Below are 18,183 nucleotides of genomic sequence, written 5' to 3' on the forward strand. Positions count from 1 at the left end.
AACTTGATTAGAGTGCGGGGGCGAGGGTCCCCGCCCCACCGCTAGTCAAACTTGTAGAGTGGCGCGGGTGATCACCGCCTTCGGGGGACGGGAGAGGAAGCGCGCATGTCAGCGATCCGGCTGCTGATCCTCGGCGCCGTCCGCCAGCACGGACGCGCCCACGGCTACCAGGTCCGCAACGACCTGGAGTACTGGGGCGCCCACGAGTGGTCCAACGCCAAGCCCGGCTCGATCTACCACGCGCTCAAGCAGATGGCGAAGCAGGGACTCCTCCTCGCCCACGAGGTCGCGCCGAGCACCGCCGGCGGCCCGCCGCGCGTCGAGTACGAGATCACGGACCAGGGCACCGAGGAGTACTTCCGGCTGCTGCGCGAGGCCCTGAGCTCGCACGAGCAGAAGACCGACGTGCTGTCCGCCGGGATCGGCTTCCTCGTGGACCTGCCGCGGGACGAGGCGGTCGCGCTCCTGCGGCAGCGGATCGAGGGCCTCGAACGGTGGCGGTCCTCGGTCACCGAGTACTACACGCCCGAGGAGGGGCCGGAACAGCTCGGCCACATCGGCGAGATCATGAACATGTGGGTGCACGCGGCCGACAGCGGCGCCGCGTGGACGCGCGGCCTGATCGAGCGCATCGAAGGCGGCGCCTACACCTTCGCCGGCGAGGGCGCCCCCTTCGTCGGTGTGCTCGCCGAGGGCGAGGAGAACCCGTACGCCACCGGCCCCCGGCCGGAGGACCCGGCCCGGTGAGCCTGCGGCTGCACCTCGGCGGCGCCCCCTTCCCCCGGATGCCCGACGGGTCGGCCGGCGAATGGGCCGGCTTCTTCGACGGCTCGGCGGAACTCGTGGCCAAGGACTGGCCGCCGCTGCTGTGGTGGGCGCTGTTCGGCCCCGGGGACCTCGCGGAGGCGCGGGTCGCCGACACCGAGGACGCCGGCACCGACGAGCACGCGGAGCTGCTGGACGACTGGGGCGCCACCACGTACCCGTACCTGGTGGCGGAGCGGCGCGCGGCGGTGGCGCGCCTGCGCGGACGGCGGGACGGGCTGACCGGCCTGATCGGCGAGCGGTACGCGCCCGTCGTCGACGCCTTCGCCGCGTACGTCGACACCCGCTTCGGCCCGTACGTGCTCCTGCGGACCGGCGCGCTGGCCGGCGACGGCGACCGCGTCCGGCCGCTCTTCGCGGAGACCCTGGCCGACCTGGACCGCCTCGGCGCGGGGCGGGGGCCCGCCGCCGGCGGGCCGCTGAGCGGCCTGGCCGCCGACTTCCGGCGCTGGCGGCACACGGACCCCGTCCGCCTCCTGTCCGGCACCGGCCCGGACTGGCCCGACGACGGGCTGCGGGAATGCCTGGCGGCCACCGCCGGGGACGGGTCGTCCCCGGCTCACCGGGCCGTGGCCAGGTGGGGGGCGGTCGCTCTCCTCGTCCTCGGCGTCGTGGCGCTCTGGGTACGGGCGGCCTGACCAGGGCGGGGTTTGGCGGGCCGGCTTCCGGCCAGTCGCGGGAGGACGCCCCACCGCCGCCCCGCGCGGCCGACCGGGAAAGGACCTGATCGAGATGGTCGCTCCGGCCACCGTGGCCCGGGCCCAGGGCCTGTTCAACGTCGTCGGCGGTCTGTGGCCGCTGGTGTCGCTGCGTACCTTCGAGCGGGTCTACGGGCCCAAGACGGACCACTGGCTGCAGAAGGCGTCGGCGGGACTGCTGTTCTCGGCCGGGGTCACCATGCTGGGGGCGGCGAACACCCCCGAGGGTCTGCGGTACGCCCGGCGCACCGGGATCGGCACCGCGCTCACCTTCCTCCTCGTGGACCTCGTCTACGTGCCGCGCGGCCGGATGAGCCCGGCCTATCTGATGGACGCGGCGAAGGAGACGGGCTGGCTGATCGCCTGGGGGAAGGCGTCGTGCGGCGGGCGGTGAGCGCCCGTCCGGCCGAACGCGGAGCAGGGCCACCGGTGGTCACCGGTGGCCCCGGTGTCGGGCGAGCCGTTGTCAGGCCTCCTCGGGGGTCTCCTGCTGGTCGGGCGGGGTTCCGCCGCCCTCGCCGCCGCCGCGTCCGCCCTTGTCGGTGCCGTGCGGCCTGCCGCCGCGCTGCGGGCGCGGGCCCTGGCCGGCCTTGAGCGACGCACTGTCCTGCGGGGTGCCGGCGCCCTTGCCGCTGCGCCGCTGTTCGGGTTGCTGGGGGTTGCCCATGGGGTGCCTCCTGCCGGTTGCGACCGGACTCTTCCCCGGCGTGTGACCGGCAGCGGGCGGTTTCATGCGCGGACCGTTTCAGCGGCTTGGCGCCGGGCAGGCGCAGGGGTCCGGGCCCGTCACCGTCAAGGGGGTCGGCTCATGTCCACCGGAACACTTCTGGCCATCATCATCCCGGTCGCGGTGGTGATCCTCCTTCTGGCCGCCGTGGCGGTCTTCCTGAGCCGGCGGCGGAAGCGCCGGCTGCGGGAGCGCTTCGGCCCCGAGTACGACCGCACCGTCGAGGAGACGGGCAGTCGGCGAGCCGCCGAACAGGAACTGGAGGACCGCGAGAAGCGGCACGAGTCCCTGAACGTCCGGCCGCTCGACCCCGGCCTGGCGGAACGGTACGCCGACGAGTGGCGCGGCGTGCAGGAGCAGTTCGTCGACCGCCCCGAGGAGGCGGTCCACGACGCGGACCGGCTCGTGACGGCCCTGATGCAGGAGCGCGGCTATCCCACCGACGACTTCGAGCAGCGGGCCCGCGACCTGTCGGTGGAGCACGGCCGCACCCTGGAGCACTACCGGGCGGCGCACGAGGTCGAACGGCTGAGCGCCGACCACCGGGCCACCACCGAGCAGCTGCGGGGAGCGATGATCCACTACCGGGTCCTCTTCGACGAACTGCTCTCCGACGGAAACCGGTCCGGCTCCGGCCGGTCCTGAGAGGCGCTCGCCATGCACGAGAACGAGACCCCCGAGCGGCCCGACCGGACCGACCGGACCGATGCCGGGCGGGGCAGCGACAGGCCGCCCCTGTACCCGGGCGAGGCCGTCGACACGCCGGGGCGGCGCGCCGGTGACGCGGACGGGACACGTACGCAGGCGACCGGGACCGGGCAGGGGGACGAGGCGGGTCAGGAGCGCGCGGCCCGTCAGGGCGACGAAGCCGGTCCGGAGCCCGGGACCGGGCCCGGCAGCGGCGTCGGGCCGGGCAGCGGCGTCGGGCCCGGCCGGGGCATCGGGCGCGGGAGCGGCGCCGAAGCCGGAACCGGTACCGCCCCCGAGGACGGAGCCGGCGCCGGCGCCGGGATGGGGCCCGGCGGCTTCGCCGAGCCCGACGCGGGCTCCCGTACCGGCGGCTCCACGGCCGACGACCGGACCTCCTCCGTCGCCCCGGCCGCCCCGGCCGCCGGCGGTGGCGCCTCTTCGGCGGACACCGCGCCGCGCCTCATGGACCCCGGCGACGAGGAGGGGTTCCGGACCCGCTGGCGGGAGCTGCAGAGCCTGTTCGTGGACGACCCGCGCCGGGCCGTGCACGAGGCCGACGCGCTCGTGGCCGACGTGATGGACAAGCTCTCCGCCACCTTCGCCGACCACCGCAGGCGGCTCGAAGGCCAGTGGCGGCAGGGCGAGGACGTCGACACCGAGAGCCTGCGGACCGCTCTGCGCAGTTACCGCTCGTTCTTCCACCGGCTGCTCAGCACGGGGTCGCCCGACGAGGACGCGCGTTCGGGTGAAGTCCGGGCCGCGCCGCCCGCGGACGGCTGAGCACGCGCGTTCGGGGCACACGCTGGGAGGACATCGCGGCGGCCGGTCCGGACGGCCGCCGCACCGGCGAAGAGGAGTGCCCATGGACGGCATCGTGCTGCTGCGCCAGGACCACAAGACCGTGGAGAAGCTGTTCAAGGAGTTCGAGCGGGCGGGCGACGACGACCACCGCCGCAAGCGGGAGATCGCCGACGAGGTCATCCGGGAGCTCACCGCGCACACCTGGATCGAGGAGCAGGTGTTCTACCCGGCGGCGCGCGAGGCCGCGCCCGACACGAAGGACCACGTCCTGGAGAGCGTCGAGGAGCACCACGCCGTGCTGTGGATGATGTCGGAGCTCGACGGGCTCGACCCGGAGGACGAGCGCTTCGACGCCAAGATGACGGTGCTGATGGAGAACGTCCGGCACCACGTCGAGGAGGAGGAGAACGACTGGTTCCCGGAGGTGCGCAAGGCCATGGGCCGCAACCGGCTGGTCGAGCTCGGCGAGCGGATGGAGCAGGAGCGGAAGAACGCCCCCGCGTCTCCGCTGGAGGTGCCGAGCGCCGACTCCTGAACCGGCCGCGCACAAGCGAGCGGCACCGGCAGCCTCCGAGGAGGACGCCGGTGCCGCTCGCGTGTCCTGGACCTCAGGGCTTGAAGAGGATCTTCACCGCTCCGTCGCGCTTGGTCTGGAACATGTCGTACGCCTCCGGGGCCTCGGCCAGCGGCACCCGGTGGGTGGCGAAGTCGTCGACGCCCAGCGGGTCGTCGTCGCCGAGGAGCGGCAGCAGCCGGTCGACCCAGCGGCGCACGTTCGCCTGCCCCATGCGGAGCGTCAGCTGCTTGTCGAACATGACGAGCAGCGGCATCGGGTCGGCCGCTCCTCCGTACACGCCGGACAGCGACACCGTCCCGCCGCGCCGGACCAGCTCCACCGCGAGGTGCAGCGCGGAGAGCCGGTCGACGCCGAAGCGCCGCATGAGGCCCCGGGCGACGGCGTCCGGCAGGCGGGCCACCATCGCGTGCAGGCCGCGGGCGACGGGCGCGCCGTGCGCCTCCATGCCGACGGCGTCGATGACGGCGTCCGGGCCGCGGCCCTGGGTGAGGTCCCGGACCCGCTCGACCGGATCGGTGCCGTCGCCCGGGTCGACGGTGTGGACGCCGCGGGCCGCGGCCCGCTCCCGCCGTTCGGGCACCGGGTCGAGGCCGATGACGAGGCCGGCGCCGCGCAGCAGCGCGATGCGGGAGGCCATGTCGCCGATGGGCCCGAGGCCGAGGACGGCGAGCGAGCCGCCGGGCGGCACGTCCGCGTACTCGACGGCCTGCCAGGCGGTGGGCAGGACGTCCGAGAGGTAGACGTAGCGGTCGTCCGGCGGGCCCTCGGGGACGGCGATGGGGAGGGTGTCGCCGAACGGGACGCGGAGGTACTCCGCCTGGCCGCCCGGCACCTGCCCGTACAGCTTGGTGTAGCCGAAGAGGGCGGCGCCGGTGCCATAGGCGTGGACCTGGGTGGTCTCGCACTGGGAGTGGAGGCCGTCGCGGCACATCGCGCAGGTGCCGCAGGAGATGTTGAACGGGACGACGACCCGGTCGCCGGGTGACAGGCTCCGCACCTCGGGGCCCACCTCCTCGACCACGCCCATCGGCTCGTGCCCGAGGATGTCGCCCGGGTCGAGGAACGCCCCCAGCACCTCGTACAGGTGCAGGTCCGAGCCGCACAGCCCGCTCGACGTGATCCGGACGATCACGTCCGTGGGGTCCTGGATCGCCGGGTCGGGCACGGTCTCCACCGAGACCTTGCGGCGGCCCTGCCATGTGACGGCCTTCATCGCGGCCACCTTCCTTCCGTGTGCCGGTGCCGCCGCGTCACGGCCAGGACACCTCGCGGCGGGGTACGACGACGAGTTCGGCCGCGGCGCTGCCGGCGGGCACGGACAGGGCGAACATCACGGCGTCGGCGACGACGTCGGGGCTCTGCAGGAGCTCGGTGTCGGTGTCGGGGAAGCGGTCCATGATGAACGGCGTCTCCATGCCGCCCGCGACGACGCCGGTGACGCCGATGCCGGGGCAGTCGCGGCGCGCCTCCTGGAAGAGGGTGTGGGTGAAGGCCCGCAGGCCGGTCTTGGCCGCCGCGTACGGCCCGGCCTCGGTCCAGGTGCGGAGAGCGGCGGTCGAGAGGATGTTGACGATGTGGCCGCCGCCGCGGCCGGCCATCCGGCGGAACGCCTCGCGGCACAGGTACATCGGGCCGAGCAGGTCGGTGGTGATCACCCGGGTGATCTCCTCGGCGGTGAGCTCGGACACGGACTTGGTGACGTCGACGGCCGCGCAGTTCACCAGGACGTCGACGGCGTCGCCGGCGGCGTCGAGGTCGGCGAAGAGTTCGCCGACCGCCTCGGCGTCGCGGACGTCCAGGCCGACCGGGCGGGCCTTGAGCCCTTCGGCGAGCAGGCTCTCGCACAGTTCCTTCGCCTGCTCCTGGCGGACGTCGGCCACCAGGACCTCCGTGCCCGAGCCGGCGAGCCGGCGCACGATGGCCTCGCCGAGTCCGCGCGCGCCGCCGGTGACGAGCGCCTGCCGGGCGTGCGGGGTGGTCTCCGCTGCACTGTTCATCGCTGTGTCTCCTCCGTCGTCCGAGCGTGTGTGAGCAAGCCCACGCGGTTCCCAACCCCTTGCGGGGCGGGGAGGTTTGAGGTGTCGGGGGTGGGCGGGGGCGGGGTCTGTGACGGCGGCCACCGTGCTTCTCGGGAACCGTCTGCCACGATGGCCGACGGTCGTCCGCCCGGTGCCGGGGTCCTCCACGGACCCGGCGGGCCGCGTCCGCCCGACTCCGCCTCCCTTTCCCGCCGCGTGTCCGCGCGGCACCAGGTCGTCCCGTGCCCTCCTTGCGTCTGCTCCCGCCCCTGTCCCGCAACCCCCGAAACCCTCGCGGCCTCTCCGCGCCCCCGGCCGCCGGGGACGACCGCTCGCCGTGGCGGTCGCTGCGCCACCGCAGCATGCGGTGGTGGGCCGTCGCCCACCTGGTGTCCAGCGTCGGCACCTGGATGCAGCTGACCGTCCAGAACCTGCTGGTCCTCCAGATCACCGGATCGCCGGCCGCGGCCGGCCTGTCCCTCTCCGCTCAGGCGGCCCCCGGTCTGCTGGTGGGCCTGCTCGGCGGGGCCGCCGTGGACCGGCTGCCGCGCAAGGCGACGGCGGCGCTGGCGCAGGTCGCGCTGGGCCTCGTCGCGCTGACCACGGCCCTCCTGGTCGCGACCGACGGCCTGAGCCTGCCGGTGCTGATGGGCCTGGCGGTCGTCACCGGGCTGATCGCCACGATCGACGGCCCTGCCTGCGCGCTGCTCGGCAACGACCTGGTCCCGGCCGCCGACGTGCCGTCCGCGATCGGCGTCGGCTCGCTCGCCCACAGCGGCGGCCGGCTGGCGGGCGCCGCGCTGGCGGGCGTCACCGTCGCCGCGTTCGGCACGGCCGCCGCGTACGCCGCGAACGCCGTGTCGTTCTTCTTCGTGGCGGCCGTCATCCCGTTCCTCGTGCTGGTACGGCCCCAGGAACCCGCGGTCTCCGTCGACAGCGGCGGGGCGGGGGAGGCCGAGGACACGAGCGTGCGGGGCGGTCTGGTGTTCTTCGCGCGCCGCCCGCGGCTCGTCGCGCTCGCCGGACTGAACGCGGTGAGCGCCCTGTTCGGCCGGAACTACTCGCTGACGCTGGCGGTCCTGGTCACCGGTCCGCTCGCGGGCTCCGCCGGGTCGTTCAGCGCCGTGTCGTCGGCGCTCGCCGTCGGCGGCATCGTCGGCGCCGTGCTCGGCGCCCGGCTCCGCGCGCCGCGGGTGCGTCTGGTCGCCCTGCTCACCGCGGGCGGCGCGCTGCTCCAGGTGGTGGCGGGGGCGTCCCCGTCCCTGGCGTTCCTGGTCGTCCTCGCGCTGCCGATGGCGGTCGCCGAGTCCGTCTCCGACACCGCCCAGAACACCGTGCTCCAGACCGATCCGCCGCCGCGGATGCGCGGCCGGGTGCTCGGCGCGTGGAACAGCGTCCGGACGCTGTGGAGCCTCGCCGCGCCTCCCGCCCTCGGACTGCTGATGGAGCTGCTGGGCGCGCGCGGCGCCCTGGTCACGGGCGGTGTGGTGGTCGCCGCCGCCGTGACGGCCGGCTGGCTGCTGCACGGCCGCCGGGCCGTGGCGGCCGTGCCCCTGGTGGCCGAGGGTCCGGCGGTCCGGCCGGCCCTGGCCCGGCCCGCGCTGGAGAGCGCGGCCTGACCCGGTCACGACGCGGCTCCCGCCGGGGCGACCCGGGCGGGCGCGAGGACGGCGGCGACCACCTCGTCGACGCCGATGCGCAGCAGCCGAGGGTCGGGGCGGTCCGCGTGCGGGTCCCCGGGCCGGCCGGCGTCCCCCGGGTCGGGGTGCCACAGGACGGTGTGCCGTCCGTCGTCCTGGGGCGGTCCCCACAGCGCGGGTGACACCGGGCCGTGGAGCACGACGGAGCGGGCTCCCAGGGCCGTGGCGAGATGGGCGATGCCGGTGTCCCCCACGACCACGCACGCGGCGCCCGCGAGCAGGGCGCACAGCGTGTCGAACGGCAGGCCGTCGGCTCCGCCCCGGACGGCGGAGGGCGCGAGACCGGCCCGTTCGGCGACGGCCCGCGCCAGCGTCTCCTCCCCCGGCCCCGCCGTCACGACGACCGGCCGGCCGGCGCGGCGGACCTCGCGGGCGACGGCGGCGAAGCGGTCCACGGGCCAGCGGCGCGAGGGCGCCTGGGCGCCGGGGTGCAGGACCACCGGGGGCGGATACGCGACGGCGTCGGGTGCGCCGGCGGTGTCGGGCGGGTCGATCCGCAGGTCGTCGGGGTCGGCGGCGAGCCCGTACCAGCGCAGCAGCCGGCACCAGCGGTGCCGTTCGTGCTCGTCGGGCAGCCAGGCGGGGCCCGGGACCCCGGGCACCGACGGGTGGCGGAAGGCCCACAGCGCGCCGGGGTCGAGCCGGGCGAGCAGCCGGTGGCTGGCGGGTCCGCTGCCGTGCAGGTTGACCGCGAGGGCGGGGCGGCCGGCGGTGGGCGGCAGGTCGGCCGGCACCTCGCGGTCCCGTGCGGTGGTCGGCAGCAGGCGGTCGACGCAGCCGGTGAGCCGGGCCAGCGGTGCGAGGCCGGCGGGTGCGGCGAGCAGCAGTTCGTGGTCGGGCAGCCCGCGGCGCAGGGCGCGCAGGGCCGGTACGGCGGTCAGCAGGTCGCCGGTGCCGAGCGCGCGCAGCACGAGCACCTCGGGCCGGCTGCCGCGGGGACCGGCGAGGGCGTACGGGCCGGCGGCGGCCGGCCGGGCGCCGGTGCGGCGTCCGGGGGCGGCGGGGGTGCGGGGGGCCCGGGTCATCGGTCCGCCGGGTCCGCGGCGGCCCTGGCCGCGCGCCGGGTGAGGGAGGTGGTGGAGCGGCCGTCGAGGTAGGGCAGGACGACGGTCTGGCCGCCCCATCGCTGGAGGGCGGCGGCCTCGGGCAGGTCGTCGGGGGTGTAGTCGCCGCCCTTGACCCACACGTCGGGGCGCAGCCGGTCGAGCAGGCGCTCGGGCGTGGTCTCGTCGAACGCGACGACGGCGTCGACGCTGCCGAGGGCTTCGAGGACGCGGATGCGGTCGGCGAGCGGGGTGAGGGGGCGGCCCGGTCCCTTGAGGCGGGTGACGGAGGCGTCGGAGTTCACGCAGACGATCAGGCAGTCGCCGATGCGTCCGGCTCGTTCGAGAAGGCCGACGTGGCCCGCGTGCAGCAGGTCGAAGCAGCCGCCGGTGGCGACGACGGTGCCGCCGCGCTCCCGGGTCCGGCGGGCCAGCTCGAAGGCGTCGCTCGGCGGTGCGGCGGGTTCGGCCGCGCGGGCCCGCGAGCCGTCCGGTTCCGGCGTACGGGGCCGGTCCGGTGGTTCCGGTACGGCTCCGGCGCCGCCGGCGGCCACGAACGCGGCGGCTTCCGCGACGGCCCGTTCCACGGCCTCCTCGGGGAGGGCGCCGTCGGCGAGGGCCACGGTGGCGGCGGCGGCGAAGCAGTCGCCCGCGCCGCACGGGTCGCCCCCGGTGACGGGCGGCGCGGGCACGAGCAGGGGCGCTCCGGGGCCGGCGCGGGTGAGCAGCGCGCCGTCGGCGCCGAGGGTGACGGCGACGTGCACGGCTCCCCAGCGGGCGGCGAGCGCGGCGCCCCGCGCGGCGTGGGCGCGCAGCGCGGTGCCCGCGGGTGCCGGGGTGCCGGTGGTGGCGTGCGGCGGGGCCGCCGGCGCGGGGTCGGAGTCCTCGGCGCAGTGGGCGGCCTCCTTGGCGTTGGGGGTGGCCAGGCGGGTGCCGGGGACGGGCGGTCCGCCGCGGGGGTGGGGGTCCCAGACGACGGGGACGCGGCGGGCCGCGGCGGCGAGGGCGGGGCGGAGGGCGTCGGGGGTGCCGCGGCCGTAGTCGGAGACGAGCACGGCGCGGGCGGTGCGGAGGGCCGCCAGGGCCTCCGCGGTGGGCGCTCCGGGGCTGCCGCCGCCGCGGTCGAGCCGGACGAGGGGCCGGCCGCCGGCGAGGACCCGGGTCTTGACCGGCTGGGTGCCGCGCAGGGGCAGCGGGACGACGCGGACCCGGTCGCCGAGGGCGCGGCGGGCGGCGTCGGCGGCGGGGTCGGTGCCGAGGGCGGTGATGAGGACGACCTCGTCGTCGGGGCGGGCGGCGAGTGCGGCCGCGAGGCGGGCGGCGAGTCCGGCGCCGCCGGCCCGTCGTCGTACGGCGGTGATGTCGACGACGGGGGCGGGGGCGTCGGGGGCGAGGCGGTCGGCGGTGCCCTCGATGTCCTCGTCCAGGAGGAGGTCGCCGACGACGACGAGCGGCCCGCGGTTCACGGCGCCCCTCCGACGACGGTGGGCCGCAGCGCCTCGCGCGCCAGGGCGTCCAGGGCGGGCGCCCGCCGCTGGTCGGCCTGGGCGTCGGGAAGGGCGGCGTCGAAGCAGGCGCAGAGCAGGTGGACGGCGACCAGGTGGGCTTCCTGGACGGTGGCGGTGGTGGCGCCGTCGACGCAGACGGCGTCGTGGGCGGCCTGGGCCAGCGGGTTGGGCGCGGGGCCGGTGAGGGCCCAGACGCCGAGGCCGCGGGCGCGGGCGGTGGCGGCGGCGGTGAGGAGGTTAGGGCTGCGGCCCGAGGTGGAGAGCAGGATGAGCAGGTCGCCGGGCCTGCCGTGGGCGGCGACCTGGCGGGCGAAGACCTCGTCGAAGCCGTAGTCGTTGCCGATGGCGGTGACGCTGGAGGTCTCGGCGTGCAGGGACAGGGCGGAGTAGGCGGGCCGTTCCTCGCGGTAGCGGCCGACGAGTTCGGCGGTCAGGTGCTGGGCCTGGGCCGCGCTGCCGCCGTTGCCGGCGGCGAGCAGCCGGCCTCCCGCGGTGAGGACGTCGGCGAGGCGGCCGCCCCAGCGCGCGAGGCGCGCGAGTTCGGTGCCTTCGAGGCTTTCGAGCGCGTGGCAGAGGGACCGGCAGTGCCGGCGTGCCTCCAGCAGGGTCCGGGTGTGGTCCATGGGGGGTCGGCCGGGACGCGGGGGTCCGGGCCGCACCTCCTTCCTCTGTCGGGGGTCCGTCCGGGGCGGTGCGGTCAGGGGGCTCCGGTCACGGACGGGTGGGAGGCGGTCATGACCGCGCGGTAGGAGTCCTCGGTGGCGGCGGCGACGCTGGCCCAGGAGAAGCGGCGCAGGACGCGGTGGCGTCCGGCCTCTCCGTACCGGGCGCGCAGGGCCGGGTCGGCGAGGAGGAGCCGTACGGCGGCGGCGAGGGGCCGGGGCTGCCCGGGCGGCACGTGGAGTCCGGTGACGCCGTGGGCGACCGAGTCGAGCTGGCCGCCGACCGCGCTGGCGACGAGGGGCCGGCCGCAGGCCATGGCCTCCAGCGGGACGATGCCGAAGGGTTCGTAGTCGGCGGGGCAGAGGATGACGTCGGCGCTCCGCATGAGGGCGGGGACGGCGGGCCGGGGGACGGCGCCGGTGAAGTACACGCGGTCGGCGACTCCGGCGTCGACGGCGAGGGCGCGCAGCCGGCGGACCTCGGGGGCGGTGTCGAGGACGTCGCGGGGCGGGCCGCCGGCGATGACGAGTTCGGTGTCGGGGAGACCGCGGAGGGCGGCGACGGAGACGGCGGCGCCCTTGCGCGGGACCAGCCGGCCGAGGTGCAGCAGCCGGTGCCGGTAGGGGCCGCGGGGGGCGGCCGGGCCGTCGGGGCGGAACACGGTGGGGTCGACGCCGCAGGGCACGATGTCGGTCTTGGAGCGGGCGATGCCCATGGCGGCGAGTTCTTCGACCTCGTCGCGGCAGGTGGCGACGATCCGGTCGCAGCCGAGGCCGACGCGCCGCTCCCAGGAGACGCGGGCGGGCGGGCTGGTGTCGGCGTCGCCCTGGTGCCGCCGCTTGACGGTGCCGAGGGCGTGGTACGTCTGGAGGAACGGGACGCGGGTGTGCTCGGTGGCCCGGAGGGTGGCGACCCCGGACATCCAGAAGTGGGCGTGGGCCACGTCGGGCGGCTCCTCGTACCACTGCTGGGCGAGGTAGCGGGCGAACGGCTCCATGTGGGGCAGGAGGTCGTCCTTGGGGATCGGTGCCGCGGGGCCGGCCGGTACGTGGTGGACGAGCACGCCGGGCCGCAGGGGCACGGTGACGTCCAGGCCGGGGTCGTCGCGCCGGGTGTAGACGGTGACCTGGTGGCCGCGGTCGGCGAGGGCGCCGGCGAGCTGGGCGACGTGGACGTTCTGTCCGCCGGCGTCGACGCCGCCGAGGACGGCGAGCGGGCTGGCGTGTTCGGAGACGAGCGCGATGGAGAGGGGTGCGCGGGCCGCCGGGGCGGCGGGGGCCGGGCCGGTGGCCCGGAGCGCGTCGAGGGCCGGGGCCGTGGTCGGCGCCGGGTGGACCTGGGTGCGGTGGGTCCGGGGCAGGGACGTCATGAGCGTGCCTCCGCGATGACGCGCTCCCAGTCGGCCAGGAAGCGCTTGAGTGCGTAGTGTTCGAGGGCCGCCTGGCGGGCGCGGGCGCCGTCGGCGGCGGCCTCGGCGGGGTCGGCGAGGTAGCGGCGGGCCGCCTCGGCGAGGACCTCGGGGCGGGTGGACAGGGTGCCGGCGCCGGCCGGGACGGCCTCGATCGCCTCGGTCGTCGCGAGGGCGACGACGGGCATGCCGAGGAGCATGGCCTCGATGAGGGAGAGGCCGAGCGAGGTCCAGCGCACGGGGTGCAGGTAGAGGCGGCGCTGGGCCATGGCGGCGTGCAGGTGTTCCTGGGGCAGGTCCTGGGTGCGGCAGCGGTCCTCGGGCAGGCCGAGGTGGGCGGCGAGTCCGTCGGTGCGCATGCCGAAGACGTCGAGCGGTGCCTCCCGCGCGAGGGCGGGGAGCAGGTCGGTGCCGACGAACCGGTTGCGGCGGACGGGTTCGTTGACGACGACGGCGGCGCGGGGCAGCCGGCCGGTGTAGCGGTGGCCGGGGTCGACGACGCCGTGTTCGACGACCTCGGTGCGGGTGCCGCCGTTGTCCCACATGAGGCGGTTGAAGTGGGTGACGTGGACGAGGGTCAGGTCGTCGCGGTCGGCGGTGGGGTGGCGGGTGAGGGGCACCTCGCCGCGGGGCGTGTTGTGCTCGACGTACACGGCGGGGACGTCGCGGCCGGGCCGCCGGCCGCCGAGCCAGCGGGTGGCCAGTTCCTCCTCGTGCGGGCGTTGCAGCACGACGAGGTCGACGGGGGTGTCGGGCAGTTCCTCCGGGGGGACCTCGCGGACGGTGGCGGGCCAGGAGAAGGTCTGCGCCCGGCCGCGTCCGTCGGGTCCGCGGTCGGGGGTGACCGGCACCAGGTAGGTGTGCGGGCCCTGGACGAAGGCGGTCGTCCACGAGCCGTGGACGTGCCACAGCAGGATGTTCATGCGCTCATCGCTCCTTTCGCCCTGGCGGGCCCGGCGGTCGGGTCCGGTGCCAGGAGGGCGGCCACGGCGGCCACGACCTCGTCGTCGCCGACGGCGTCGAGGCAGGGGTGTCCGGGGACGGGGCAGGCGCGGGCCCGGGTCAGCGCGCAGGGGGCGCCCTGGTCGCCGAGCAGCACGTGGGGGACGCCGTAGGGCCGCCAGCGTTCGGCCGGGACGACGGGGGCGAAGAGGCACACCACGGGGGTGCGGACGGCGGCGGCGAGGTGGGCGGGGCCGGTGTTGCCGGTGACGACGGCGGCGGCGCCGGCGAGGACGCCGGCCAGGTCGCCGAGCCCGGTGGTGGCACCGCCGAGGTCGATGCCGTGGCGTCCGGCGACGAGAGCGGTCGTGTCCCGTTCGGCGGCGCCGCCGGTGACGACGACCCGGTGCCCTGCGGCGTCGAGGGCGGCCGCGGCCCGGGCGGCGCGCGGGGGGCTCCACGCCCGGGCGGGGACGGCGGCGCCGGGGTGCAGGACGACGTACGGGCGGGGCAGGGGCGGTACGCCGCGGGGGGCGGCGGCGCCGGGCGGGAGGGTGACGCGGAGGCCGCCGTCGTCGCCGGGCGGCAGCGCGTATCCGGCGGCGCGGGCCAGGTCGAGCGCGGCCTCCGCCTCGTGCCGCCGGTCGCCCCGGCGGTGGCGCAGGTCGAGGAGGGCGCCCGGGTAGTCCTCGCAGTCGGCGCCGATCCACCCGATGCCGGCGAGCCGCAGCAGCAGCGCGATCGGCAGCGGGCTCTGGTGGTACGAGACGAGGACGAGGGCGCGGTCGAAGCGGCCGGCGGCCAGGGTCTCGACGAGCCGGTCGCAGGCGGCGGCGGAGACGGGCGGCGCGTCGAGGCCGACCCAGGGGGCCTCGTACACGACGACCTCGTCGACGCCGGGCAGCAGCCGGGCGGCGGGCGCGCCCTGCGGGCCGCAGAGCATCGCCGTCCAGGAGGAGCCGGCGGCGACGGCGCGGACGGCGGGCCCGGCGAGGAGCACGTCGCCGGCGCTGTCGAGCCGCACGACCAGCGTGCGGGGGCCTGTTCTCATCGCGCACCGCCCGGGTGCGGTCCCGCGGCGAGCGCCGGCCCCGTGGCGTCCGCCTCCCCGGTCCACAACGGCGTGTCGAGCGCGATCCGGACGGCCGTGGGCAGGTCGGGGGCGGTACGGGGGGCGGCGGCGATCTCGGCGGGCCGGGTGACGTCGGTGGGGACGAGCACCCCGCTCGCGCCCGCCGCGCGGGCGGCGTCCATGTCGCTGCCGATGTCGCCGATGACGACGGTGCGGGAGGGGCGGGCGCCGAGCCGGGCGCAGGCGGCGAGGACGAGGCCGGGCGCGGGTTTGCGGCAGGCGCAGCCGTCGCCGGGGCCGTGGGGGCACACGGCCCAGACGGCGAAGGGGCCGAGGAGCAGGTCGACGCGGTGGTTGACGGCCCGGACCTGACGGCGGGTCAGCAGCCCGCGGGCGACGCCCGACTGGTTGCTGACGACGCCCACCGGGATCCCGAGTGAGCGCAGCCGGCGCAGCGCCTCCTCGGCGCCCGGCCGGGGGCGGACGCGCCGCGGGTCGCCGTTGTAGGGGACGTCGTCGACGAGGGTGCCGTCCCGGTCGAAGAGGACGGCTTCGGGGCCGTCGCGGTGCGCGGCCCGCCACACGGACGTGCCGGCGGTTCCGGGGCGGCTGGACAGCCAGGGGCGCGGGGCGGGTGCGGTGGTCATGCCGTCGCCTCCCGCAGGGTGCCGGGGACCGGGCGGGCGGCCGGGGCTCCGGCCGCGGGCGCCGGCGCGGGGCGGGGGCGGGCGGCGCGGTGGGCGACGAGGCCGCGGAGCCAGTACCAGGTGGCGGCGGGCGGGATGGCGGCGCTGGTGACGACCATGTCGAGGACCTCCGTGCGGGTGCGGGGGCCGGGACGGACGCGGACCAGGGTGAACTCGGCGGTTCCGGCGCCCCACAGCGCCGCGCACAGGGCGGCGGCGCGGGGCCGTCCGGCGAGGGCGCAGCCGAGCGCGGCGAGCCCGGCGGCGGTGACGGCCCGGTGGCGGGGCAGACGGCCGGCGGGCGCGTCGGCGCGGGCACGCCAGTCGGGCCCGTGCAGGCGGCGCATGAGGACGTCGTCGCCGTTGCCGGCCTGCTGGCGGACGGAGAGCCAGCGTCCGCCCTGGCGGGGCGGGTGGGCGGTGCGCCGGCTGCCCTGGGCGAGGCGCCAGCCGTCGTCGAGGAGGCGCAGGGCGAGGTCGGCGTCCTCGCGGAAGGCGCGGCGGAAGCGTTCGTCGAAGCCGCCGACGCGGGCGAGGGCGGTGCGGCGGACGGCCATGTCGGCGGTGATCCAGCGGGCGGTGGCGAGGGCGGCGGTGTTGCGCTCGGCGTCGGTGGGGCGCCGGTCCTCGGGCAGCGGCACGTGGATGCGGGCGGCGACGGCGGCGACGGTGTCGGGCCGGCCGGCCAGGTCCTGGGCGAGTTCGGCGCCCCAGTGCGGGGAGGGGACGACGTCGTCGTCGAGGAAGACGATCCACGGGACGTCGCCGGCCTGCCGGGCGCCCGCGTTCCGCGCGGCGGCGGGGCCGCGGCCGGGGCCGGCCACGACGGTGGTGCGGTCGCGGAGGGCGGCGGGCACCGGCACGTCGGTGGCGGTGCCGTCATGGGGCGGCCGGTCGTGGACGACGACGATCCGGGCCGGGGGGACGTCCTCGGTGGCCCGGGCGAGGGCCGCCAGGCAGTGCTGGAGGCTGGGCCGTCCGACGGTCGGGACGACGACGGCGTAGCGGGGCGGGGCGGGGCGGCGGGGGCCGGGGGCCGGGTGCGCGGTCATCGGACGCACCCTCCGCCGTCGACGTTCTCCGGCCCGTCGGGTTCTTCGCGTTTGTCGTCGGCGGCGCCGTAGGTGGTGCTCGCGCCGTTCACCCCTCCCCCGGTCGCTCCGTCGGCGCCCGCCCCGTTCTGGAACAGGGCGCTGCGGCGGACGGCGAAGGGGCCGATGGCGAGGAGGTCGACCGGGGTGGAGCCGAAGCACTCCAGGGCGTCGCGGGGGTCGTCGACCATGGGCCGGCCGGCGGTGTTGAGGCTGGTGTTGACGACCACGGGCAGTCCGGTGCGCCGCTCGAACTCCTCCAGCATCCGCGCGACCAGCGGCTCGTGGCGCCGGTCGACGGTCTGGATCCGGGCGGTGCCGTCGACGTGGACGACGGCGGGGATGCGGTCGCGCCAGGCCGGGTCGACGTCGTGCACGAAGAGCATGTACGGGCTGGGCAACGGGCCGTCGAAGATGTCGGCGGACCGCTCGGTGAGGACCATGGGGGCGACCGGACGGAACTGTTCGCGGCCCTTGATGTCGTTGAGGCGCTCCAGGTTGCCCGCGTGTCCGGGGTGGGCGAGGAGCGAGCGGTGGCCGAGGGCGCGGGGGCCGTACTCCGAACGGCCCTGGAACCAGGCGACGATCCCGTTGGCGGCGAGCGTCTCGGCGACGGCGACGGCGATGTCGGGAGGCCGTTCGAAGGGGACGGCGGCCGTCTTCAGCCGGCCGGCGATCTCGGCGTCCGACCAGCCGCGGCCGAGGGCGGCGCCGGGCATCGGCACGGGCGGCTCGCCCGTCTCCGCCGTGGCCAGCAGCGCCCCGCCGAGGGCGGTTCCGGCGTCTCCGGCGGCGGGCTGCACCCAGACGCGGGCGAACGGTCCCTCGCGGGCGATGCGGGAGTTGGCCACGCAGTTGAGGGCGACGCCGCCGGCCAGGGTGAGCAGTTCGTCGTGGGTCTGCCCGTGGAGCCAGCGCACGAGGTCGAGCAGGGTGTCCTCCAGGACGAGCTGGGCGCTGGCGGCGAGGTCGGCGTGGTCGGCCGTCCAGGGGGCGTCGGGGGCGCGCGGCGGGCAGAGTTCCGTCCAGGGGACGCCGTGGGCGCGGAATCCGCCGTCGCCGGTGGGGTGGACGTACCGGCGGATCTCCGCGGCCATCCGCGGGGTGCCGTGGGAGGCGAGTGCCATCACCTTGAACTCGTCGGAGGAGCGCAGGAATCCGAGGTGTTCGGTCAGTTCCTCGTAGGTCAGTCCGAGCGATTCGGGGAGGAGTTGGGCCCGGAGCGGTTCGAGGTGTTCGCCCCGGCGGCGGGCGGCGAGGTGGGAGGTGCGCTCGCCGCGCCCGTCGAGGACGAGGACGGAGGAGGTGTCGGCGCCCTCGGCGGCGTACGCGGCGGAGGCGGCGTGCGCCATGTGGTGGGGGACGAAGCGGACGGTGGCGGGGTCGAGTCCGGGCAGCGCGGTGGCGAGGAAGCCGGCGGCGTGCCGGGCGTACGCCTGGCGCAGGTCGTCCCAGGGGTCGTCGAGGCCCAGGGCCTCGGCGGGGCAGGAGAGTTCGGGGTCGTAGGAGTAGGTGACGACGTCGAGGTCGGCGGGGCGGAGCCCGGCCTGTTCCAGGCACCAGCGGGCGGACTGTTCGGGCAGTTCCCAGGCGGAGAACGGCACGGGCCGCTTGCCGTGTTTGCGCCGGGAGAAGCGTTCCTCCTCCGCCGCGGCGACGGTGACGCCGTCGATGACCAGGGCGGCGGCGGGGTCGTGGAAGAGGGCGTTGATGCCGAGAACGCGCATGGTGGTG

The 18,183-nt window shown here is 77.0% G+C and carries 19 protein-coding genes; 7 read left to right on the plus strand and 12 right to left on the minus strand.

What is annotated here, in order from left to right:
* The first annotated feature begins 105 nt into the window (after nt 1–105).
* The 3 genes from ACFVQZ_RS00415 to ACFVQZ_RS00425 all read left to right on the plus strand — a co-directional run bounded on the left by ACFVQZ_RS00415 (nt 106) and on the right by ACFVQZ_RS00425 (nt 1,917).
* Entirely contained in the window at nt 106–747 is a 642-nt protein-coding gene (locus ACFVQZ_RS00415; RefSeq protein WP_383618494.1) for a PadR family transcriptional regulator, read from the plus strand.
* Nucleotides 744–1,463 carry a hypothetical protein gene (locus ACFVQZ_RS00420; RefSeq protein ID WP_383618495.1) on the plus strand — a complete coding sequence of 240 codons (720 nt, stop codon included), beginning with the start codon at nt 744–746 and terminating at the stop codon, nt 1,461–1,463. The genes ACFVQZ_RS00415 and ACFVQZ_RS00420 overlap by 4 nt, the downstream gene beginning before the upstream one ends.
* A 94-nt stretch (nt 1,464–1,557) precedes the next feature.
* Entirely contained in the window at nt 1,558–1,917 is a 360-nt protein-coding gene (locus ACFVQZ_RS00425; RefSeq protein ID WP_383618496.1) for a hypothetical protein, read from the plus strand.
* 72 nt (nt 1,918–1,989) lie between these two features.
* Here the strand turns inward: ACFVQZ_RS00425 and ACFVQZ_RS00430 are convergent, their stop codons facing one another.
* The gene (locus ACFVQZ_RS00430) at nt 1,990–2,190 is read right to left on the minus strand and encodes a hypothetical protein (RefSeq protein WP_030495431.1); all 201 of its coding nucleotides are present in this window, start codon (nt 2,188–2,190) and stop codon (nt 1,990–1,992) included.
* A gap of 141 nt (nt 2,191–2,331) precedes the next feature.
* Here ACFVQZ_RS00430 and ACFVQZ_RS00435 point away from each other — a divergent pair, with 141 nt between their 5' ends.
* The 3 genes from ACFVQZ_RS00435 to ACFVQZ_RS00445 all read left to right on the plus strand — a co-directional run bounded on the left by ACFVQZ_RS00435 (nt 2,332) and on the right by ACFVQZ_RS00445 (nt 4,276).
* Nucleotides 2,332–2,895, plus strand: coding sequence for a hypothetical protein (locus ACFVQZ_RS00435; protein WP_383618497.1), 564 nt, complete (start codon nt 2,332–2,334; stop codon nt 2,893–2,895).
* A gap of 12 nt (nt 2,896–2,907) precedes the next feature.
* Entirely contained in the window at nt 2,908–3,720 is an 813-nt protein-coding gene (locus tag ACFVQZ_RS00440) for a hypothetical protein (protein ID WP_383618498.1), read from the plus strand.
* An 82-nt stretch (nt 3,721–3,802) separates the two neighbouring features.
* A complete protein-coding gene (locus ACFVQZ_RS00445; RefSeq protein WP_030495428.1) occupies nt 3,803–4,276 on the plus strand; it encodes a hemerythrin domain-containing protein in 474 nt (157 codons plus the stop codon).
* 73 nt (nt 4,277–4,349) lie between these two features.
* Here ACFVQZ_RS00445 and ACFVQZ_RS00450 read toward each other — a convergent pair whose 3' ends face one another.
* Together ACFVQZ_RS00450 and ACFVQZ_RS00455 are read right to left on the minus strand one after the other, a co-directional pair.
* On the minus strand, nt 4,350–5,531 hold the full coding sequence (locus ACFVQZ_RS00450; protein WP_383618499.1) for a zinc-dependent alcohol dehydrogenase: 1,182 nt from the start codon (nt 5,529–5,531) through the stop codon (nt 4,350–4,352).
* 37 nt (nt 5,532–5,568) lie between these two features.
* The gene (locus ACFVQZ_RS00455; protein ID WP_030495426.1) at nt 5,569–6,315 is read right to left on the minus strand and encodes an SDR family oxidoreductase; all 747 of its coding nucleotides are present in this window, start codon (nt 6,313–6,315) and stop codon (nt 5,569–5,571) included.
* A gap of 383 nt (nt 6,316–6,698) precedes the next feature.
* On the opposite strand from ACFVQZ_RS00455, the gene ACFVQZ_RS00460 reads away from it, so the two are divergent.
* Nucleotides 6,699–7,955, plus strand: coding sequence for an MFS transporter (locus tag ACFVQZ_RS00460; RefSeq protein WP_383619511.1), 1,257 nt, complete (start codon nt 6,699–6,701; stop codon nt 7,953–7,955).
* Nucleotides 7,956–7,960: 5 nt separating this feature from the next.
* Here the strand turns inward: ACFVQZ_RS00460 and ACFVQZ_RS00465 are convergent, their stop codons facing one another.
* The 9 genes from ACFVQZ_RS00465 to ACFVQZ_RS00505 all read right to left on the minus strand — a co-directional run bounded on the left by ACFVQZ_RS00465 (nt 7,961) and on the right by ACFVQZ_RS00505 (nt 18,176).
* Nucleotides 7,961–9,061 carry a glycosyltransferase family 9 protein gene (locus ACFVQZ_RS00465; RefSeq protein ID WP_383618500.1) on the minus strand — a complete coding sequence of 367 codons (1,101 nt, stop codon included), beginning with the start codon at nt 9,059–9,061 and terminating at the stop codon, nt 7,961–7,963.
* Nucleotides 9,058–10,545, minus strand: a complete 1,488-nt coding sequence (locus ACFVQZ_RS00470; RefSeq protein ID WP_383618501.1) for a PfkB family carbohydrate kinase — start codon at nt 10,543–10,545, stop codon at nt 9,058–9,060. The genes ACFVQZ_RS00465 and ACFVQZ_RS00470 overlap by 4 nt, the downstream gene beginning before the upstream one ends.
* A complete protein-coding gene (locus ACFVQZ_RS00475) occupies nt 10,542–11,210 on the minus strand; it encodes an SIS domain-containing protein (RefSeq protein WP_081959155.1) in 669 nt (222 codons plus the stop codon). The genes ACFVQZ_RS00470 and ACFVQZ_RS00475 overlap by 4 nt, the downstream gene beginning before the upstream one ends.
* 74 nt (nt 11,211–11,284) lie before the next feature.
* Nucleotides 11,285–12,619, minus strand: coding sequence for a glycosyltransferase (locus tag ACFVQZ_RS00480; protein WP_383618502.1), 1,335 nt, complete (start codon nt 12,617–12,619; stop codon nt 11,285–11,287).
* On the minus strand, nt 12,616–13,581 hold the full coding sequence (locus ACFVQZ_RS00485) for a glycosyltransferase (protein ID WP_383618503.1): 966 nt from the start codon (nt 13,579–13,581) through the stop codon (nt 12,616–12,618). Before ACFVQZ_RS00485 ends, ACFVQZ_RS00480 begins: the two co-directional genes overlap by 4 nt.
* Complete coding sequence (locus ACFVQZ_RS00490; RefSeq protein WP_051787951.1) at nt 13,578–14,651, minus strand: glycosyltransferase family 9 protein; 1,074 nt, start codon at nt 14,649–14,651, stop codon at nt 13,578–13,580. Before ACFVQZ_RS00490 ends, ACFVQZ_RS00485 begins: the two co-directional genes overlap by 4 nt.
* Nucleotides 14,648–15,319 carry an HAD family hydrolase gene (locus ACFVQZ_RS00495; protein WP_081959151.1) on the minus strand — a complete coding sequence of 224 codons (672 nt, stop codon included), beginning with the start codon at nt 15,317–15,319 and terminating at the stop codon, nt 14,648–14,650. The genes ACFVQZ_RS00490 and ACFVQZ_RS00495 overlap by 4 nt, the downstream gene beginning before the upstream one ends.
* Nucleotides 15,316–16,410 (minus strand): glycosyltransferase family 2 protein, encoded by a 1,095-nt coding sequence (locus ACFVQZ_RS00500; protein WP_383618504.1) that lies wholly within the window; start codon nt 16,408–16,410, stop codon nt 15,316–15,318. The genes ACFVQZ_RS00495 and ACFVQZ_RS00500 overlap by 4 nt, the downstream gene beginning before the upstream one ends.
* Nucleotides 16,407–18,176, minus strand: coding sequence for a carbamoyltransferase (locus ACFVQZ_RS00505; RefSeq protein WP_383618505.1), 1,770 nt, complete (start codon nt 18,174–18,176; stop codon nt 16,407–16,409). Before ACFVQZ_RS00505 ends, ACFVQZ_RS00500 begins: the two co-directional genes overlap by 4 nt.
* Between the last annotated feature and the right edge of the window lie 7 nt (nt 18,177–18,183).

It is taken from the genome of Streptomyces sp. NPDC057854, from assembly GCF_042797055.1.
In the GTDB taxonomy this organism is placed as follows: Bacteria; Actinomycetota; Actinomycetes; order Streptomycetales; family Streptomycetaceae; genus Streptomyces.

What these genes read in the sequence shown, in the direction of transcription:
- ACFVQZ_RS00425 (WP_383618496.1), top strand. Translation starts at nt 1,558, where the DNA reads ATGGTCGCTCCGGCCACCGTGGCCCGGGCCCAGGGCCTGTTCAACGTC.
- ACFVQZ_RS00465 (WP_383618500.1), bottom strand. Translation starts at nt 9,061, where the DNA reads ATGACCCGGGCCCCCCGCACCCCCGCCGCCCCCGGACGCCGCACCGGC.
- ACFVQZ_RS00435 (WP_383618497.1), top strand. Translation starts at nt 2,332, where the DNA reads ATGTCCACCGGAACACTTCTGGCCATCATCATCCCGGTCGCGGTGGTG.
- ACFVQZ_RS00450 (WP_383618499.1), bottom strand. Translation starts at nt 5,531, where the DNA reads ATGAAGGCCGTCACATGGCAGGGCCGCCGCAAGGTCTCGGTGGAGACC.
- ACFVQZ_RS00485 (WP_383618503.1), bottom strand. Translation starts at nt 13,581, where the DNA reads ATGAACATCCTGCTGTGGCACGTCCACGGCTCGTGGACGACCGCCTTC.
- ACFVQZ_RS00455 (WP_030495426.1), bottom strand. Translation starts at nt 6,315, where the DNA reads ATGAACAGTGCAGCGGAGACCACCCCGCACGCCCGGCAGGCGCTCGTC.
- ACFVQZ_RS00490 (WP_051787951.1), bottom strand. Translation starts at nt 14,651, where the DNA reads ATGAGAACAGGCCCCCGCACGCTGGTCGTGCGGCTCGACAGCGCCGGC.
- ACFVQZ_RS00475 (WP_081959155.1), bottom strand. Translation starts at nt 11,210, where the DNA reads ATGGACCACACCCGGACCCTGCTGGAGGCACGCCGGCACTGCCGGTCC.
- ACFVQZ_RS00460 (WP_383619511.1), top strand. Translation starts at nt 6,699, where the DNA reads ATGCGGTGGTGGGCCGTCGCCCACCTGGTGTCCAGCGTCGGCACCTGG.
- ACFVQZ_RS00430 (WP_030495431.1), bottom strand. Translation starts at nt 2,190, where the DNA reads ATGGGCAACCCCCAGCAACCCGAACAGCGGCGCAGCGGCAAGGGCGCC.
- ACFVQZ_RS00415 (WP_383618494.1), top strand. Translation starts at nt 106, where the DNA reads ATGTCAGCGATCCGGCTGCTGATCCTCGGCGCCGTCCGCCAGCACGGA.
- ACFVQZ_RS00480 (WP_383618502.1), bottom strand. Translation starts at nt 12,619, where the DNA reads ATGACGTCCCTGCCCCGGACCCACCGCACCCAGGTCCACCCGGCGCCG.
- ACFVQZ_RS00440 (WP_383618498.1), top strand. Translation starts at nt 2,908, where the DNA reads ATGCACGAGAACGAGACCCCCGAGCGGCCCGACCGGACCGACCGGACC.
- ACFVQZ_RS00505 (WP_383618505.1), bottom strand. Translation starts at nt 18,176, where the DNA reads ATGCGCGTTCTCGGCATCAACGCCCTCTTCCACGACCCCGCCGCCGCC.
- ACFVQZ_RS00445 (WP_030495428.1), top strand. Translation starts at nt 3,803, where the DNA reads ATGGACGGCATCGTGCTGCTGCGCCAGGACCACAAGACCGTGGAGAAG.
- ACFVQZ_RS00495 (WP_081959151.1), bottom strand. Translation starts at nt 15,319, where the DNA reads ATGACCACCGCACCCGCCCCGCGCCCCTGGCTGTCCAGCCGCCCCGGA.
- ACFVQZ_RS00500 (WP_383618504.1), bottom strand. Translation starts at nt 16,410, where the DNA reads ATGACCGCGCACCCGGCCCCCGGCCCCCGCCGCCCCGCCCCGCCCCGC.